The organism is Pseudomonas sp. Leaf58, assembly GCF_003627215.1.
Lineage (GTDB): Bacteria > Pseudomonadota > Gammaproteobacteria > Pseudomonadales > Pseudomonadaceae > Aquipseudomonas.
The window spans coordinates 4017049-4033358 of record NZ_CP032677.1; the positions used below are offsets into that span (position 1 = coordinate 4017049).

Sequence of the window (16310 nt, forward strand, 5' to 3'; positions counted from 1 at the left end):
CCTCTGGATTTGCATGATCGTCCACCCTACCCCCGATGTGCTGCGCGTGCTGTTCACCCTCAAGGGATCGATCATCAAGCGCATTGCCCTGCGCTGCCTGACGGTAACCCTGCTGGCTGCGCTGATCGTGCTGGTGGAGCGGCATTTCCCAGCGTTTTTCTACCCGGTAAGCGCCACGCCGTTCACCTTGCTGGGCCTGTCGCTGTCGATTTTCATGAGCTTTCGCAACAATGCCTGCTATGACCGCTGGTGGGAGGGCCGCAAGGCCTGGGGCAGGCTGATCATCGAAACCCGTTCGTTCGTGCGTGAAAGCGTGGTGATTAGCGACGCGGCCCTGCGTAGCGAACTGTTGCGCAGCCTGTGCGGCTTTGCCCATGCGCTGAATGCACGGCTGCGCAACGAGGACGACCTGGCCGCCGCCCGGCCCTGGCTGGCCCGGCCCGAGGCGATCAGCCCGCACAATGTCTGCGACGCCATCCTGCGCGAAATCGGCGGGCACTGCTCGCGGCTCGCCGAACAGCAGCAGATCAGCGAGTGGCGTTACAGCATGCTGGAGCAGCGACTGGTGGGCCTGACCGAGGTGCAGGCCACCTGCGAGCGGATCAAAGGTACGCCACTGCCGTTCCCCTACACGCTGTTGCTGCACCGCACCATCTACATCTTCTGCCTGCTGCTGCCGTTTGCCCTGGCCGAGCCGCTGGGTTGGCTGGCACCGCTGTTCACCACCATCGTCGGGTACACGTTCTTCGGGCTGGATGCGATTGGCAACGAGCTGGAAGACCCGTTTGGGCGGGATGAGAACGATTTGCCGACCGATGCCATGGTGCGCGCCGTGGAGCGCGATGTGCTGGCGGGGTTGGGCGAAAAACAGCTGCCGCCAGCGTTGTTGCCGGTGGGGTATGTGTTGAGCTGACGGTTTGATGTTGTTTGTACCGGCCTTTTCGCGGGCTTGCCCGCGAAAAGGCCGGTACAGAAGAGCACTCAACCCCGGCTGGCGCAGGCCTCGATCGGCTTCAGGTGTTTGACGAAATTGCACGGCCGGTGCCGGGCATCCAGCTGCTCCGCCAGGATGCCCTCCCAGGCCGTACGGCAGGCCCCGGTAGACCCCGGCAGGCAGCACACCAACGTCTGGTTGGACAGCCCGGCCAATGCCCGGCTTTGCACGGTCGAGGTGCCGATATCGAGTATCGACAAGGCCCGGAACAACTCGCCAAACCCGTCGATGCGCTTGTCCAGCAAGCATTCCACCGCTTCCGGTGTGCTATCGCGCCCGGTAAAACCGGTGCCACCGGTGATCAGCACCACCTGCACCTGCTCGTCGGCAATCCAGGTAGCGACCTGGGCGCGGATTTTGTACAGGTCGTCCTTGAGCAACGCCCGCGCTACCAGGCGGTGGCCGATCTCCACAGAACGGGCGGCCAGCAGCTCGCCGGAAGTGTCGGTGTCGTAAGTACGGGTGTCGCTGACAGTCAGCACGGCGATGTTGAGCGGTACAAAGACCGCGTCGGCTTGAACGCGCACGGTGAGGCTCCTTGAGTGGCATTGCCGCCACGCTAGAGGCATGCCCCAGGGGCGTCCAATCGATATGGCGTACCGGCCGATCAATGGCATCTATCGCAGACGTGGGGTAAGGTCTGCACAACCCGAGACCAGGCACTTCCATGGACATCAAGCAGCTCAAATTCCTCATCGCCCTCGACCAAACCCGCCACTTCGGCCAGGCGGCGGCGCTGTGCCATATCACCCAACCGACGCTGTCCATGCGCCTGCGCAACCTGGAGGACGAACTGGACCTGGTGCTGGTCAAGCGTGGCCAGCGCTTCGAAGGCTTCACCGAGGCCGGCGAGCGCATCCTGGCCTGGGCGCGCACCCTGCTCGCCGCCCACGACGGCCTGCAGGCCGAAGCCGCCAGCTGCCGTGGCCAAGTGGTCGGCAGCCTGCGCCTGGGCACGGTGCCGCTGGCCAGCTTCAACCCCATGCACCTGCTGCTGCCGTTGCGTGCCAAATACCCCGAACTGCATTTCCAGCTCAGCGCGCTGAGCTCGGAACAGATCATCGACGGGCTCAGCCGCAACCAGCTCGACCTGGGTATCTGCTACCTGGACCAGGTCAACACGCGCTTCTTCGAAGTCATCGAGCTGGGCACCACCACCATGGGCCTGCTGCATGACACCCGGCACTTCACCTTTGCCACGCCAACCCTGCGCTGGGACGAACTGGGCGACATACCGCTGGGCCTGTTGAGCAAAGGCATGCACTACCGCCAGTCGCTGGACCTGAGTTTCCGCAGCCGCGGCCTGGCGCCGAATGCGGTGCTGGAAAGCGACTCCAGCTTCCAGCTGATCCAGGCCATCAACACCGGTATGTGCTGCGCGATCATGCCATTGGATTGTGGCCTGGAAGACCTCAGCGAGCACTTGCGCATCCTGCCGGTGGCCGACGCCGCCATCCACAGCCCGGTCGGCCTGCTGCTACGCCGCAGCGAACCGCGCTCGGCAATAGCCGAGCAGTGCTTCGATGAAGCGCGGGCGCTGTTTCAGGCCAGTTGATCGCTGGTTGCCTGGCGATACTGGCGCGGGGTAAAGCCGGTCAGTTGCTTGAACTGGCGGCTGAAGGCGCTGTGGTCGGTATAGCCGCAGCGCATCGCCACTTCGATGATTGGCAGTTCCGAGTGCAGCAGGCGATGGGCATGTTCCAAGCGCGCCTTGTGAATCATCTGCCGTGGCGTTAGGTGGAACACCCGCTTGCAGTAGCGCTCCAGCTGGGCCACGGAAATGCCAGCGATGCGGGTTAGCTCGCCCATCGTGATCGGCTGGTGGAAGTGCCGGCGAATGTGCTCGTCTACTGCGGCCAGGCGCTGGTAAGCCGGGTGGCTGTCGGCGGCGGACTGCAGGTCGACCGAAATACCCACCAGGCCGATGATCTCTCCTCTCAGGTTATACAGCGGGCGCTTGTGGGTCAGGCACCAGCCAGGCTCGCGGCTGCCGTACAGGTGCAGTTCCAGCTGGTCTTCCAGCACCAGGCCGTCCTTGAGTACGCGTCGGTCCTGCTCGGTGTAGCCGGGGCCCAGCTGGGCTGGGAACACTTCGGCGCTGGTCTTGCCCAGCAGCGGTTGCAGGCGCTTGAGGCCGCAGCGCTGGACCAGGGTGTTGTTAGCCAGCACATAGCGGGCGCCTGGGTCCTTGATGAAAATCGCAGCGTTGGGGATGGCGTCGAGGATCGGCAGCAGCAGCGCTACGCCGGCCAGCAGCGCCTCGAGGGTGGCGGGGCGGTGCTGGTCGAGGGACTGGTACAGGGTTGCCAGGGGGGTGTCGGTCATCTGTCGGTTCTCTGCTGGCTGTGCCGGCCCGTTCGCGGGCAAGCCCGCTCCTACAGAGGAACACGCAGGCCCTGAGGGCAGTGAGGTCTTTGTAGGAGCGGGTTTACCCGCGAAGAGGCCGGCATTAGCAGTGTATCTCTCAAGCCCTTGTCCGGTATGGCTTTCAGCCTATATCTGGTCACTTACACTCGCCACTGCTTTTTTGCAACTGTGCCGATTTCGTCATCCGCCCTGCAGAAAACCATCAAGAACCGCCGCCCCGATCGGTCCACTCTATGCCCCACGCAAGCCGCCCCAAGTCCTACACGAGCGCGGCCCAAAAAGCCGTATCTGGTGACATCAAACCTGCCTATCCAATAACCAACAAAAAGGCGAACCCATGTCAGGCAAATTCAAAAAACAGTTGTCATTGCTGGACCTCACCTTCATCGGCCTAGGCGCCATCTTCGGCTCCGGCTGGCTGTTCGCCGCCAGCCACGTCTCGGCCATCGCCGGCCCGGCTGGCATCCTGTCCTGGTTTCTGGGCGGCTTCGCCGTGCTCTTGCTGGGCATCGTTTACTGCGAGCTGGGCGCCGCCCTGCCGCGCGCTGGGGGCGTGGTGCGCTACCCGGTGTATTCCCACGGCCCGCTGCTGGGCTACCTGATGGGCTTCATCACCCTGATCGCCTTTTCCAGCCTGATCGCCATCGAAGTCGTCGCCTCACGCCAATACGCCGCCGCCTGGTTCCCCGGGCTGACCAAGGCCGGCTCCAGCGACCCGAGCGCGCTCGGCTGGCTGGTGCAGTTCGCCCTGCTGGGGCTGTTTTTCTTCCTCAACTACCGCAGCGTGAAAACCTTCGCCAAGGCCAACAACCTGGTCAGCGTGTTCAAGTTCATCGTGCCGCTGCTGGTCATCGGCGTGCTGTTCACCTTCTTCAAGCCAGAAAACTTCGAAGTCCATGGCTTTGCGCCGTTCGGCCTGTCTGGCGTTGAAATGGCGGTGTCGGCCGGTGGCATCATCTTCGCCTACCTGGGCCTGACGCCGATCATTTCGGTGGCCAGCGAGGTGAAGAACCCGCAGCGCACCATCCCCATCGCGCTGATCCTCTCGGTGCTGCTGTCCACTGCTATCTACGCCCTGCTGCAACTGGCCTTCCTGGGCAGCGTGCCGACCGAAATGCTGACCAACGGCTGGGCCAGCGTGACCAAGGAACTGGCCCTGCCCTACCGTGACATCGCCCTGGCCCTGGGGGTGGGTTGGCTGGCCTACCTGGTGGTGGCCGATGCGGTGATCTCGCCCAGCGGTTGCGGCAACATCTACATGAACGCCACCCCACGGGTGATTTACGGCTGGGCGCAGACCGGCACCTTCTTCAAGTACTTCACTCGCATCGACGCCGAGTCTGGTATTCCGCGCCCGGCGCTGTGGCTGACCTTTGCCCTGTCGGTGTTCTGGACCCTGCCGTTCCCGTCATGGGAAGCGCTGATCAACGTGGTGTCCGCGGCCCTGGTACTGAGCTACGCCGTGGCCCCGGTCACCGTTGCCGCCCTGCGCCGCAACGCCCCCGACATGCCGCGCCCGTTCCGGGTCATGGGCATGGGCGTGCTCGGCCCGCTGTCGTTCATCATCGCCGCGCTGATCGTGTATTGGTCGGGCTGGAACACCGTGTCGTGGCTGCTGGCCCTGCAGATCGTGATGTTCGTGCTGTACCTGCTGTGCGCCCGCTTCGTGCCGACCCAACACCTGTCGCTGGCCCAGCAAGTGCGCTCGTCGGCGTGGCTGATTGGCTTCTACGCGGTAACCATCCTGCTGTCGTGGCTGGGCAGCTTTGGCGGCCTCGGGGTCCTCGGCCACCCGTTCGACACCGTGGCCGTGGCCGCTTGCGCACTGGGCATCTACTACTGGGGCGCGGCCACTGGCGTGCCTGCCCACCTGGTACGCCTGGAAGGTGAAGACGAAAGCGAAGCCAGCGCTGAGCACTTTACCGGCCGCCCCGCCGCCGTCGCCTCCTGAACCTTTTAGCAACGGACAAGCCCATGAAACAGATTCACGTCATCGACTCCCACACGGGCGGCGAACCCACCCGCCTGGTGATGAAAGGCTTCCCCCAATTGCACGGCGGCAGCATGGCCGAGCAGCGCGACGAACTGCGCGAGCTGCACGACCCATGGCGCCGCGCCTGCCTGCTGGAGCCCCGTGGCAACGATGTGCTGGTGGGCGCGCTGTACTGCCCAGCGGTGTCGGCCGACGCCACCTGCGGGGTGATTTTCTTCAACAACGCCGGCTACCTGAACATGTGCGGCCACGGCACCATCGGCCTGGTCGCCTCGCTGCAGCACCTGGGCCTAATTGCGCCAGGTGTACACAAGATCGACACCCCAGTGGGCCAGGTCAGCGCCACTTTGCATGAAGACGGCGCCGTCACCGTCGGCAACGTGCCGTCCTACCGCTACCGCCAGCAGGTGGCGGTGGATGTGCCCGGCCACGGCGTGGTGCACGGCGATATCGCCTGGGGCGGTAACTGGTTCTTCCTGGTATCCGAACACGGCCAGCGTATTGAACTGGATAACCGCGAGGCATTGACCGAGTACACCTGGGCCATGCTCAAGGCCCTCGAGGCCCAGGGCATCACTGGCGAGAACGGCGCCGCCATCGACCACGTCGAGCTGTTTGCCGATGACGTCAATGCCGACAGCCGCAACTTCGTGATGTGCCCCGGCAAGGCCTACGACCGCTCGCCGTGCGGCACCGGCACCAGCGCCAAGCTGGCCTGCCTGGCCGCCGACGGCAAGCTCGGCGAAGGCCAGACCTGGGTACAAGCCAGCATTACCGGCAGCCAGTTCCAGGGCCGCTACGAGCGCGACGGCGAGCATATTCGCCCGTTCATCACCGGCCGCGCCTACATGACCGCCGACAGCACCCTGCTGATCGACGAACAAGACCCGTTCGCTTGGGGCATCTGACCTCAGCTTTTTCCCAAATTGAATACCGCCAGGAGCAATAACAATGACCAACAACATCTTCACCGGCACCATGCCCGCCCTGATGACCCCGTGCACCGCTGAGCGCAAGCCAGACTTCGACGCTTTGGTGCGCAAGGGCCGCGAGCTGATCGAAGCCGGCATGAGCGCCGTGGTGTACTGCGGCTCGATGGGCGACTGGCCGCTGCTGACCGAGGCCGAGCGCCAGGAAGGCGTGGCGCGCCTGGTGGCCGCCGGCATCCCCACCATCGTCGGCACTGGCGCGGTGAATACCCGTGAGGCGGTTTCGCACGCCGCCCACGCCGCCAAGGTCGGTGCCGCCGGCCTGATGGTCATCCCCCGCGTGCTCAGCCGCGGCGCCTCGCTGATCGCCCAGAAGCACCACTTCTCGGCCATCCTCGCCGCCGCGCCAAAGCTACCAGCGGTGATCTACAACAGCCCTTACTACGGCTTTGCCACCCGCGCCGACCTGTTCTTCGAACTGCGCAACGAGTTCCCCAACCTGATTGGCTTCAAGGAGTTCGGCGGTGGCGCCGACCTGCGCTACGCCGCCGAACACATCACCAGCAAAGATGACGACGTGACCCTGATGGTTGGCGTCGACACCCAGGTGGTGCATGGCTTCGTCAACTGCAACGCCACTGGCGCCATCACCGGCATCGGCAACGCCCTGCCACGGGAGGTGCTGCAACTGGTGAGCCTGAGCAAACAGGCGGCCAAGGGCGACGCCCGCGCCCGCCGCCTGGCACGCGAGCTGGAAGCGGCGCTGGCGGTGCTGTCGTCGTTCGATGAAGGCTGCGACCTGGTGCTGTACTACAAGCACCTGATGGTGCTGAACGGTGATACCGAGTACAGCCTGCACTTCAACGCGACCGACGCCCTCACCGATGCCCAGCGCAACTATGCCGAGCAGCAGTACGCGCTGTTCCGCAGCTGGTACGCCAGCTGGTCGGCTGAGCAAAACCTGGCCTAAGCAGCTCATTCAAGGCCGCACCGCAGCCCCTTGTAGGCGCGGGCTCACCCGCGAACACCGGCGCAGCCGGTGCCAGGCACCGAGTCGCCTGATTCGCGGGTAAACCCGCTGCTACAGGGGCCGCGGTCTCCTTTGATACTCGAATATGATTCCCAAGGAGGCTCCATGACCCTGACAGGCAACCTGCTGATCGGCCAGACGCCGGTAACCGGCAGCCGCGAGGCCATCCGTGCCATCGACCCGGCCACCGGCCAGGCGCTGCAACCGGCCTACCTCGGCGGCAGCGGCGAACACGTGGCCCAGGCCTGCGCCCTGGCCGGGGCGGCGTTCGATGCCTACCGCGAAACCTCGCTCGAACAACGGGCACAATTTCTTGAAGCTATCGCCACGCAGATCGAAGCCCTCGGCGCTGCCCTGATCGACCGCGCCGTGGCCGAAACCGGCCTGCCCCACGCTCGCATCCAGGGCGAACGTGGCCGCACCTGTACCCAGCTGCGCACTTTCGCCAGGGTGGTACGCGCCGGCGAATGGCTAGACGTGCGCGTCGACAACGCCCTGCCCCAGCGCCAGCCGCTGCCACGCGCCGACCTGCGCCAGCGCCAGGTCGCCCTGGGGCCGGTAGCGGTGTTCGGCGCCAGCAATTTCCCCTTGGCCTTTTCGGTGGCCGGCGGTGACACCGCTGCGGCACTGGCGGCCGGTTGCCCGGTGGTGGTCAAGGCCCACAGCGCCCACCCAGGCACCAGCGAACTGGTCGGCCACGCGGTGGTGCAAGCGGTGAAACTGTGCGGTTTGCCAGACGGCGTGTTCTCGCTGCTGTACGGCTCCGGCCGTGAAGTGGGCATAGCACTGGTCAGCGACCCACGCATCAAGGCGGTTGGCTTTACCGGCTCGCGCAGCGGTGGCGTTGCGTTGTGCCAGGCCGCCCAGGCGCGCCCAGAGCCGATTCCGGTGTATGCCGAGATGAGTTCGATCAACCCGGTATTCCTGTTCGACGCTGCCCTGCAGGCCCGCGCCGAGTCACTGGCACAAGGCTTCGTCGCTTCGCTGACCCAGGGCGCCGGCCAGTTCTGCACCAACCCTGGCCTGGTTATCGCCCGCCAGGGGCCGGCGTTGCAGCGTTTCATCACGGCGGCCAGCGCGCATGTGCAACAAGCCGCCGCGCAGACCATGCTCACCCCCGGCATTTTCAGTGCCTACCAGGCCGGGGTCGGTGCCCTGGCGGAAAACGCCAATGCCCAGGCCGCCGCCAGCGGCCTGCGCGGGCAAGGCCCCAATCAGTGCCAGGCGCAGCTGTTTGTCACCCAGGCCGAAGCTTTCCTCGCCGACCCGGCGCTGCAAGCCGAAGTATTCGGCGCTGCCTCGCTGGTCGTAGCCTGTACCAGCGATGAGCAAGTGCGCCTGGTAGCCGAACACCTGGAAGGCCAGCTGACCGCCACCTTGCACCTGGACGAGGCCGACCTCGACAGCGCCCGCGCCCTGCTGCCCACCCTTGAACGCAAAGCTGGGCGCATTTTGGTCAATGGCTGGCCGACCGGTGTCGAAGTGTGCGATGCGATGGTCCACGGTGGGCCGTTCCCGGCCACCTCGGATGCCCGCAGCACCTCGGTGGGCACGGCGGCGATCCTGCGCTTCCTGCGCCCGGTGTGCTACCAGGACTTCCCCGATGCCCTGCTACCGCAGGCGTTGCGGCACGGCAACCCGCTGCAGCTGCGGCGCCTGCTAGACGGTAAACGGGAAGGTTGAGCATGCTCGAAAGCGCTGAAACCGATATCGCCGTGGTCGGCGCCGGCATTGTCGGCGTCGCCTGCGCCCTGCAACTGGCCCGCCAGGGCCACCGGGTCACGCTGGTCGACCGACAGGCGCCCGGCCATGGCGCGTCCTATGGCAATGCCGGGCACCTGGCCACCGAGCAAGTGTTCCCGATTGCCGACCTGTCGATCCTCAAGCGCCTGCCACGCATGCTGCTCGACCCGATGGGCCCGCTACGCTTGGACTGGAAGTACCTGCCCAAGGCCATGCCATGGTTCACCCGGCTGCTGCTCAACCTGCGCCCGGCGCCGTTCCAGCGCAGCGTGGCGGGTATCCGCACGCTGAACGAAGGAAGCCTGGGTGCCTGGCAACGGCTGCTGGGCTCGATCGGGCGCCGTGAGTTGTTCCAGGAGGACGGCTCGTTGCTGGTGTTCGAACGGCCCGAATCACGGCAGGCGCTGGAGGCCCTGCGGGCGCGTATGCAACAGCAGGCGGTGCCAGTGGATTTTTGGTCAGCGGATGCTGTGCGCGAAGCGGCGCCACAGCTGAGCCCGTCATTGCTGGGCGGGCTGTTTTTCCCGAGGACTGGGCACTTCATCGACCCGTACCGGGTGGTCTGCGAGCTGTTCGAAGCCGCCAAGGGCAGTGGCGTGCGGTTTATCCAGGCGCAGGTTGAGGGCGGCCAGTTGCACAGCGGCGGGGTGCGCCTGGCCTGCGACCAGGGCACGCTCGATGCCCGCCAGGTGCTGGTCAGCTGCGGGGCGCATTCAGCGCGGCTTACCGACGCACTGACGGGCAAGCAGGTACCTCTGGACACCGAGCGCGGTTACCACCTGATGCTGCCTGGCGAGCACCAGCGCTTGCCGTTTGCGGTTACCTCGCTGGAACGCAAGTTCATCATGACGCCCATGGCCGAAGGCTTGCGCCTGGCCGGCACGGTGGAGTTCGCCGGGCTGGATGCACCGCCGAGCATGCAGCGGGCGTGGCAACTGCACCGCTTGAGCAAGGGCTTGTTCCGCCAGGACTTGAGTGTTGACGGGGCGACACCGTGGATGGGCTTTCGGCCTTCGTTGCCGGACTCGTTGCCGGTGATCGACCGGGTGTGCGATGGGCGGGTGCTGTTGGCGTTTGGGCATCAGCACCTGGGGCTGACCCAAGCGGCGGTGACGGCGGAGTGGGTGGGGCAGTTGGCTGAGCGGGCCGCCGGGCCGGAGATGGGGGCTTACCGGTTGGATCGGTTTTAGATTCGGGGCCGCTGTGCGGCCCCTCTACACCTCAGCGATACCGCTCAAGCCAATGCGCATAAGGCGCCGGCAAGGTCCAGGAGGCTTTCTCCACCCCCAGCTCCTTGGCTGCAAAGTAAGCCCAGTGCGGGTCGGCCAGGTGCGCCCGCCCTACCGACACCAAGTCCAGCTGGTTAGCCTGCAGCGCCGCTTCCGCCAGTTGCGGCGTACCAAAGCCCCACGCCGAGGTCACCGGCAGCTTCGCCTCTCGCCGCACACGCTCGGCAATCGGCCCCATGAACGCCGGGCCCCACGGGATGTTGGTGTCCGGGATGGTGAAGCCAACACTCACGCTGAGCAGGTCGAGGCCACCGGCCTTGAAGCGGCGCGCCAGCTCTATCGACTCTTCCAGGGTCTGCTCATCGCGGCCATCGTATTCCAACACACCGAAGCGCGCGGTCAGTGGCAGGTTTTCTGGCCATACCTCACGCACCGCTGCCAGGGTTTCCAGCAGGAAGCGGCTGCGGTTGTCGAAGCTGCCACCGTAGGCATCGGTACGCTTGTTGGAGTGTTCGGAGAAAAAGCTCTGGCCGAGGTATCCATGGGCAAAGTGCAGTTCGATCCACTCGAAGCCGGCGTCCCGCGCACGGCGTGCGGCATCGACGAAGTCCTGCTTGACCCGGGCGATATCGTCCAGGGTCATCGCGCGCGGCACTTTCGGCAGGTGCGCGCCGAAGGCGATGGCGGACGGGGCGATGGTTTGCCAACCGCGGGCGTCGTCGGCGGCAATGTGGTCGTCACCTTCCCACGGGCGGTTGGCGCTGGCCTTGCGCCCGGCGTGGGCAATCTGGATACCTGGCACGGCACCGGCGGCCTTGATCGCCTGCACCACCGGCACGAAGGCCTGGGCATGGGCATCGCTCCAGATACCGGCGCAACCGGGGGTAATGCGCCCTTCCGGCGCCACGGCAGTGGCCTCGACCACCAGCAGGCCGGCACCGCCACGGGCCAGGCCGGCCAGGTGCACGTGGTGCCAATCGTTGATCATGCCGTCCTCGGCCAGGTACTGGCACATTGGCGGAATGGCGATGCGGTTGCGCAGGGTGACGTCCTTGAGGGTGTACGGTTCGAACAAAGCAGACATGGGTAAGCTCCCGACCATTTGATTACTATAGTTCGATCATAATCGAACTATGGCAATTAATGATAGCCCCGCTATCATGACCGCCATGCGAGCCTATTCACATCCCAATTCTGAAGACCTGACCCTGGAACGCCTGCTCTACGCCCTGAGCGACCCGGTGCGCCTGGGTATCGTACGGCACCTGGCGGGCGTGGCCGAAGCCAGCTGCGGCGAGCTGGACGGCGGCCGGCCGAAGTCGAGCATGTCCCACCACTTTCGCGTGTTGCGTGACGCGGGGTTGGTGCATACCCGCAATGTCGGCACTACCCATATGAATTCGTTGCGCAGCGAGATGCTCGGTGAGCGGTTTCCTGGGTTGTTGGACTGCATTCTGCGGCAGAACTGATTGTTCCTGTGCTGGCCTCTTCGCGGGTAAACCCGCTCCTACACGCGCAGTGGTGACCCTGTAGGAGCGGGTTTACCCGCGAAGAGGCCAGCACAGGTAATATCAATCTTCCTTTTTGCTCAGGGCAAACCGGCACACCTGCCCGCCCCTGAGCATGCACTCCTCATGGCTGACCTCGGCGCCCCCCAAAGCCCCGATCAGCGCCAAGTCCAGCTCGCACACCACCGGGTGCGCCTTGGCCAGGTGATGGAACACGCAATTGTGCGCGACGATCTGCGGCTCGCCCCCCGAGCGAAAGAACACCTGCGCCTCGTACCCGGCATTGTTCATGTGCTCGACGATGCGCGCCGCATCCACCCGCTCATGCTCCAGGTCCGCCGCCAGCTTGCGCCCCAACTGGCGCATCAGCGCCAGCAATGCCTGCTGCCCTAGCAAGCCGGCCACTTCACCAATCAGCAGGTTGGCCAGCAGCGGGTATTGGCGCGGGAACTGTTCGCGGGCCTGGTCCGTCAGCTCGTGCAGCTGCTCCGGGCGCCGCCCGGTGGGCCGCGTAGCGCCACGCTTGACCAGGCCATCGCGCTCCAGCGCCGCCAAGTGCTGACGCACCGCCGTGCGGGTAATGGCCAGGGCCTGCGCCAGGTCGTCGATGCTCATGCCTGCGGGCTGGTGCAACAACGCATGGAGTAGGTCCTGTTGGGTACGACCGAGGCCTTCGAGCATCAGAACTTATCCGGGAACTGTTTGACCAACGCCGCGGCCAGGGCGTCGGACAGGGTCAGGATATGCTCGCGCATCATCGCCCAGGTGCGCGCTTCACCGGCGTAGTCAGCAGCTGCAAGCTGGTCGATCTGCGCCACATGGTGGCCGCCGTGGGCGCTGAGCAGCGTCAGCAGGGTGGGCTCGGGCAAGTTCGGGTTGGCCTTGGCCAGGAAGGCGGCGATGGCCTTGGCATTGCCGGTCAACTCGTCGACGGCGGCTTGCTGGCCTTTTTTGTCCTTGCCCACGGTGGCATCGCTGTAATGCTTGATGGCGCCCCAGTGGCCGGCCAGCAGTTTCAGCAACTGGTCAGCGGCGGGCTGGCCGTACAGCGGGGCAATGCTGTTGGCGATCTTGGTGGCATCGGCGACCACTTCCTTGGCCGCGACTTCAGCCTGTTTGGCGTTGCCCGCCTGGTTGGCGACAGCGTAGCTGCGCACCCAGAAAATATGCTCGACCCACAGGTCGCGCAGGGCCATGCGCGTGGTGATAGCAGCGGCTTCAGCGGGTTTGGCGACGGGGGTTGGGCTGGGGTAGCTTTGGCTCCATGCTGGCTGGGCGCAGAGGGCGAGCAGCAGTAAGGCGGCAATCTTGATGTTCATGACGGCACCCTCCTGGAGGGGGATCGACTGACAAGATTAATTTAAGCATCAAAATATGTTTTTATTGCTCCCGAAGGGATTTTCCGATTAGTGGTTTACCCGCGAAGAGGCCCGCACAGGCAACAAAAAAGCCACGAGGTTACCCCCGTGGCTTTCAATCACAACAAGGCGGCAAATTACAGCGCCATGTCGTTCGCCGGCTTGCTTTCAACCGGATGGGTCGGTGCAACCGTGGTGCCGACGCTGGCGTCGATTACCGGTGGTTTCTCCAGTTGCAGCACTTCAGCGGTGTAGTTCCACTCGTTCTGGGTGGCCGCCGCCGAGTCGTTCAGCTTGGTGCCGTAGCTTGGCACGATTTGCTTGATCTTGGCCTGCCACTCCGGGGTAGCGACCTTCTCCTTGAACACGGTTTCCAGCACGTTCAGCATGATCGGTGCAGCAGTCGACGCACCTGGCGATGCACCCAGCAGGCCGGCGATGGTGCGGTCCTGGGAAGCCACCACTTCGGTACCCAACTTCAGCACGCCGCCCTTCTCTTCGTCACGCTTGATGATCTGCACACGCTGGCCTGCCTGCCACAGTTTCCAGTCTTCCTTCTTGGCGTTCGGGAAGTAGGTACGCAGGGCTTCGAAGCGGTCGTCGTCAGACAGCATCAGCTGGCCAGCGAGGTACTCGACCAACGGATACTGCTCGATACCAACCTTGGTCATCGGCCACACGTTGTGCGGGGTAGTGCTGCTCAGCAGGTCCAGGTATGAGCCGTTCTTCAGGAACTTGGTCGAGAAGGTGGCGAATGGGCCAAACAGGATGACGCGCTTGCCGTCCAGCACGCGGGTGTCCAGGTGCGGTACCGACATGGGTGGCGCACCGGTCGAGGCGATGCCGTAGGCTTTGGCCATGTGCTGCATGGCCACGGTCGGGTTCTCGGTCACCAGGAACGAACCGCCCACCGGGAAGCCTGCGTATTCCTTGGCTTCAGGAATACCCGACTTCTGCAGCAGCTTCAGCGCACCGCCGCCAGCACCGATGAACAGGAACTTGGCGTCGGTGGCCGATTCGGTACCGTCCTTCAGGTTCTTGTACTCGACGTGCCAGGAACCGTCCTTGTTGCGGGTGATGTCCTGCACTTCGCTGGACAGCTTGAGGTCGAAGTTTTCCTGAGTTTTCAGGTGGCCGACGAACTGGCGGGTGATTTCGCCAAAGTTGACGTCGGTGCCGATCGGCGTCCAGGTCACGGCCAGCTTCTGGTTCGGGTCGCGGCCTTCCATCATCAGCGGGACCCACTTGGCGATCTGCGCGTGGTCCTCGGAATACTGCATCGGGCGGAACAGCGGGCTGGCTTGCAGCGCGTCGTAACGCTTTTTCAGGAACTTGATGTTGTCATCGCCCCATACGAAGCTCATGTGCGGGGTGGTGTTGATGAACGAATGCGGGTTCTTCAGCACGCCCTGGCGCACTTGCCACGACCAGAACTGGCGGGAAATCTGGAAGGCTTCGTTGATTTCGATGGCCTTGGCGATGCTGATGTTGCCGTCTTTGTCTTCCGGCGTGTAATTCAGCTCGGCCAGCGCGGAGTGACCGGTACCGGCGTTGTTCCAGCCGTTGGAGCTTTCTTCGGCCACGCCGTCCAGGCGCTCGACCATTTCCATCGACCAGCTTGGCTCCAGCTCGTGCAGCCACACGGCCAGGGTGGAGCTCATGATGCCGCCGCCGACCAGCAGCACGTCTACTTTCTTGGTTTCTGCGGCGTGCGCTTGCATGAAGCTTGCAGCGACAGCCAGACCCAGCAAGGTCTTGCCAGCTTTCTTGAACATTGATCAATTCCAGTCAGGAGAACGGAGGGCGGGCCTGTGGCTGGCCCAGGTAACGCGTGTTCTTCAGCGCAGGCTTGTTGTTGATCATTGTTCAGCAGCCAGAGAACCAGAAAACGACCCGGGCTTTTGTCGAATTGACCGACAGCGCTGAATCGTTTTTCTGGATTGTAACTGAATTGCCAGCACAAACAAATTGCCGGCCGGCGCGTCAAGGCGACGGGTTGCCCCAGTGGCAGATTGTCACGCCGAAAACAAAAACCCCCGGCCATGTACATGACCGGGGGCCTTGGATCACGCCGCAAGCGTCGCGATCAGAGTACCGTCAAGATTACTGCTGCTGAGGCAGTTTATCGATTGGGCCGCAGCCACCGATGATCTTGGAGATGGAAACCGAAGGGTGGAACAGGTAGTCGTAGGTGCAATTTTTTGGCTGGTTGTAAACTTGGCCTGTGCAACCCGACAGCAGGGCAACACCCGAAACAACAGCAACGGCTACAGTGGCCTTGAACAGCTTTTTCATACTAAGTCCTTTAAATGAAACATCTTCGGCCATCGTCTGATGGCGGCCGGATGATACAGAACCTGGCCTTTGGATCCAAGTCGCAAAGCGCACTGGCCAGTTGCGCGTGTGCAACGACACGGTGCCTTTGTAAGAATATGCCTAGTCTGAATTACGCTGCGCCTTGTAGGAGCAACTGTCTGATCAAATTCTGAAAGCTTGCGCGACCCACTGTAGGAGCGGGTTTAGCCGCGAAGAGGCCAGTACAGTCACTCAAGATCCAAGGGAGCCCACCCATGCCAACACCACAGTCGGCAAGACCTGCTTCTACCAAGGCGAGGCTACGTACGCGGCCTGATCACCACCGTTAGGCACAACGAAAAAGCCCCTGGAAACTTTCGTTTCCAGGGGCTTGATCTTGTATGGCGGAGAGATAGGGATTTGAACCCGCCCGACAAGCTCAACAGGCCACAATAGGCCAGTAAAAACGGCTATCCTCGACCGCGCAAATGGCCCAATCGGGCCTCAAGCGTCCCAGAATCTGCCCTAAATTTGCCCTAAATTATCTACGGTACTAGGAGACCGTCATGGACGAAAAAGCCGCAATCGCAGCAGACACCCTGGAGCTGCTGCTACTCAATCAAACTGCCATCAGAGCAGCGTTGGAGGAGTTGTCCCTCTGGGTTAGTCAACGTGGCTCGATCCACATCCACGACAACGTCATGGCAGCCCTGATGACGCTGGACACCCACGCTGAAGCAATCTCGATCGGGCTCGAGCGCCTACGGTCTTAAACCAACAAAGCTGGCCGCCGCCTCCTATGCTTCACCGGCCGAGCCAGACCCTGCTGCCCGGCACCACCACCGATGATGGATTGGGCACGAT

The 16310-nt window shown here is 63.8% G+C and carries 17 protein-coding genes; 10 read left to right on the top strand and 7 right to left on the bottom strand.

What is annotated here, in order from left to right:
- Positions 1–13 precede the first annotated feature (13 nt).
- Positions 14–913 (top strand): bestrophin family protein, encoded by a 900-nt coding sequence (locus DV532_RS18600; protein ID WP_056804702.1) that lies wholly within the window; start codon positions 14–16, stop codon positions 911–913.
- A 68-nt stretch (positions 914–981) separates the two neighbouring features.
- On the opposite strand, the gene moaB is transcribed toward DV532_RS18600, so the two are convergent.
- Complete coding sequence (moaB, locus tag DV532_RS18605; RefSeq protein ID WP_056804699.1) at positions 982–1521, bottom strand: molybdenum cofactor biosynthesis protein B; 540 nt, start codon at positions 1519–1521, stop codon at positions 982–984.
- A gap of 140 nt (positions 1522–1661) precedes the next feature.
- Here moaB and DV532_RS18610 point away from each other — a divergent pair, with 140 nt between their 5' ends.
- Positions 1662–2549, top strand: coding sequence for a LysR family transcriptional regulator (locus DV532_RS18610; RefSeq protein ID WP_056804696.1), 888 nt, complete (start codon positions 1662–1664; stop codon positions 2547–2549).
- Here the strand turns inward: DV532_RS18610 and DV532_RS18615 are convergent.
- Complete coding sequence (locus DV532_RS18615; RefSeq protein WP_056804694.1) at positions 2537–3319, bottom strand: AraC family transcriptional regulator; 783 nt, start codon at positions 3317–3319, stop codon at positions 2537–2539. The genes DV532_RS18610 and DV532_RS18615 overlap by 13 nt on opposite strands.
- 379 nt (positions 3320–3698) lie before the next feature.
- Between DV532_RS18615 and DV532_RS18620 the strand changes: the two genes are divergently transcribed.
- The 5 genes from DV532_RS18620 to DV532_RS18640 all read left to right on the top strand — a co-directional run bounded on the left by DV532_RS18620 (position 3699) and on the right by DV532_RS18640 (position 10246).
- Positions 3699–5312, top strand: coding sequence for an APC family permease (locus DV532_RS18620; protein ID WP_056804692.1), 1614 nt, complete (start codon positions 3699–3701; stop codon positions 5310–5312).
- A gap of 23 nt (positions 5313–5335) precedes the next feature.
- Positions 5336–6262 (top strand): 4-hydroxyproline epimerase, encoded by a 927-nt coding sequence (locus DV532_RS18625; protein ID WP_056804689.1) that lies wholly within the window; start codon positions 5336–5338, stop codon positions 6260–6262.
- Positions 6263–6305: 43 nt separating this feature from the next.
- Positions 6306–7253, top strand: a complete 948-nt coding sequence (locus DV532_RS18630) for a dihydrodipicolinate synthase family protein (RefSeq protein WP_056804686.1) — start codon at positions 6306–6308, stop codon at positions 7251–7253.
- A gap of 165 nt (positions 7254–7418) precedes the next feature.
- Positions 7419–8996 (top strand): aldehyde dehydrogenase (NADP(+)), encoded by a 1578-nt coding sequence (locus DV532_RS18635; RefSeq protein ID WP_056804683.1) that lies wholly within the window; start codon positions 7419–7421, stop codon positions 8994–8996.
- Between the two features lie 2 nt (positions 8997–8998).
- Positions 8999–10246 carry an FAD-binding oxidoreductase gene (locus tag DV532_RS18640; RefSeq protein WP_056804680.1) on the top strand — a complete coding sequence of 416 codons (1248 nt, stop codon included), beginning with the start codon at positions 8999–9001 and terminating at the stop codon, positions 10244–10246.
- Between the two features lie 31 nt (positions 10247–10277).
- On the opposite strand, the gene xenA is transcribed toward DV532_RS18640, so the two are convergent.
- Positions 10278–11369, bottom strand: coding sequence for a xenobiotic reductase XenA (gene xenA / locus DV532_RS18645; protein WP_056804678.1), 1092 nt, complete (start codon positions 11367–11369; stop codon positions 10278–10280).
- Positions 11370–11418: 49 nt separating this feature from the next.
- Here xenA and DV532_RS18650 point away from each other — a divergent pair, with 49 nt between their 5' ends.
- Positions 11419–11754, top strand: coding sequence for a helix-turn-helix transcriptional regulator (locus tag DV532_RS18650; protein ID WP_056804675.1), 336 nt, complete (start codon positions 11419–11421; stop codon positions 11752–11754).
- A 102-nt stretch (positions 11755–11856) separates the two neighbouring features.
- On the opposite strand, the gene DV532_RS18660 is transcribed toward DV532_RS18650, so the two are convergent.
- The 3 genes from DV532_RS18660 to mqo all read right to left on the bottom strand — a co-directional run bounded on the left by DV532_RS18660 (position 11857) and on the right by mqo (position 14926).
- The gene (locus tag DV532_RS18660) at positions 11857–12474 is read right to left on the bottom strand and encodes a metalloregulator ArsR/SmtB family transcription factor (protein ID WP_056804673.1); all 618 of its coding nucleotides are present in this window, start codon (positions 12472–12474) and stop codon (positions 11857–11859) included.
- Complete coding sequence (locus DV532_RS18665; RefSeq protein ID WP_056804671.1) at positions 12474–13112, bottom strand: hypothetical protein; 639 nt, start codon at positions 13110–13112, stop codon at positions 12474–12476. Before DV532_RS18665 ends, DV532_RS18660 begins: the two co-directional genes overlap by 1 nt.
- Before the next feature lie 176 nt (positions 13113–13288).
- Entirely contained in the window at positions 13289–14926 is a 1638-nt protein-coding gene (gene mqo, locus DV532_RS18670) for a malate dehydrogenase (quinone) (RefSeq protein ID WP_056804667.1), read from the bottom strand.
- Between the two features lie 56 nt (positions 14927–14982).
- On the opposite strand from mqo, the gene DV532_RS30420 reads away from it, so the two are divergent.
- A complete protein-coding gene (locus DV532_RS30420) occupies positions 14983–15267 on the top strand; it encodes a hypothetical protein (RefSeq protein WP_156676001.1) in 285 nt (94 codons plus the stop codon).
- Here the strand turns inward: DV532_RS30420 and DV532_RS18675 are convergent.
- Positions 15255–15446 carry a YhfL family protein gene (locus tag DV532_RS18675; protein WP_003254720.1) on the bottom strand — a complete coding sequence of 64 codons (192 nt, stop codon included), beginning with the start codon at positions 15444–15446 and terminating at the stop codon, positions 15255–15257. The genes DV532_RS30420 and DV532_RS18675 overlap by 13 nt on opposite strands.
- 566 nt (positions 15447–16012) lie before the next feature.
- On the opposite strand from DV532_RS18675, the gene DV532_RS18680 reads away from it, so the two are divergent.
- Positions 16013–16219, top strand: coding sequence for a hypothetical protein (locus tag DV532_RS18680; RefSeq protein ID WP_056804663.1), 207 nt, complete (start codon positions 16013–16015; stop codon positions 16217–16219).
- Positions 16220–16310: the final 91 nt, after the last annotated feature.

What these genes read in the sequence shown, in the direction of transcription:
- DV532_RS18600 (WP_056804702.1), top strand. Translation starts at nt 14, where the DNA reads ATGATCGTCCACCCTACCCCCGATGTGCTGCGCGTGCTGTTCACCCTC.
- DV532_RS18610 (WP_056804696.1), top strand. Translation starts at nt 1,662, where the DNA reads ATGGACATCAAGCAGCTCAAATTCCTCATCGCCCTCGACCAAACCCGC.
- DV532_RS18615 (WP_056804694.1), bottom strand. Translation starts at nt 3,319, where the DNA reads ATGACCGACACCCCCCTGGCAACCCTGTACCAGTCCCTCGACCAGCAC.
- DV532_RS18620 (WP_056804692.1), top strand. Translation starts at nt 3,699, where the DNA reads ATGTCAGGCAAATTCAAAAAACAGTTGTCATTGCTGGACCTCACCTTC.
- DV532_RS18625 (WP_056804689.1), top strand. Translation starts at nt 5,336, where the DNA reads ATGAAACAGATTCACGTCATCGACTCCCACACGGGCGGCGAACCCACC.
- DV532_RS18630 (WP_056804686.1), top strand. Translation starts at nt 6,306, where the DNA reads ATGACCAACAACATCTTCACCGGCACCATGCCCGCCCTGATGACCCCG.
- DV532_RS18635 (WP_056804683.1), top strand. Translation starts at nt 7,419, where the DNA reads ATGACCCTGACAGGCAACCTGCTGATCGGCCAGACGCCGGTAACCGGC.
- DV532_RS18640 (WP_056804680.1), top strand. Translation starts at nt 8,999, where the DNA reads ATGCTCGAAAGCGCTGAAACCGATATCGCCGTGGTCGGCGCCGGCATT.
- xenA (WP_056804678.1), bottom strand. Translation starts at nt 11,369, where the DNA reads ATGTCTGCTTTGTTCGAACCGTACACCCTCAAGGACGTCACCCTGCGC.
- DV532_RS18650 (WP_056804675.1), top strand. Translation starts at nt 11,419, where the DNA reads ATGGCAATTAATGATAGCCCCGCTATCATGACCGCCATGCGAGCCTAT.
- DV532_RS18660 (WP_056804673.1), bottom strand. Translation starts at nt 12,474, where the DNA reads ATGCTCGAAGGCCTCGGTCGTACCCAACAGGACCTACTCCATGCGTTG.
- DV532_RS18665 (WP_056804671.1), bottom strand. Translation starts at nt 13,112, where the DNA reads ATGAACATCAAGATTGCCGCCTTACTGCTGCTCGCCCTCTGCGCCCAG.
- mqo (WP_056804667.1), bottom strand. Translation starts at nt 14,926, where the DNA reads ATGTTCAAGAAAGCTGGCAAGACCTTGCTGGGTCTGGCTGTCGCTGCA.
- DV532_RS18675 (WP_003254720.1), bottom strand. Translation starts at nt 15,446, where the DNA reads ATGAAAAAGCTGTTCAAGGCCACTGTAGCCGTTGCTGTTGTTTCGGGT.
- DV532_RS18680 (WP_056804663.1), top strand. Translation starts at nt 16,013, where the DNA reads ATGGACGAAAAAGCCGCAATCGCAGCAGACACCCTGGAGCTGCTGCTA.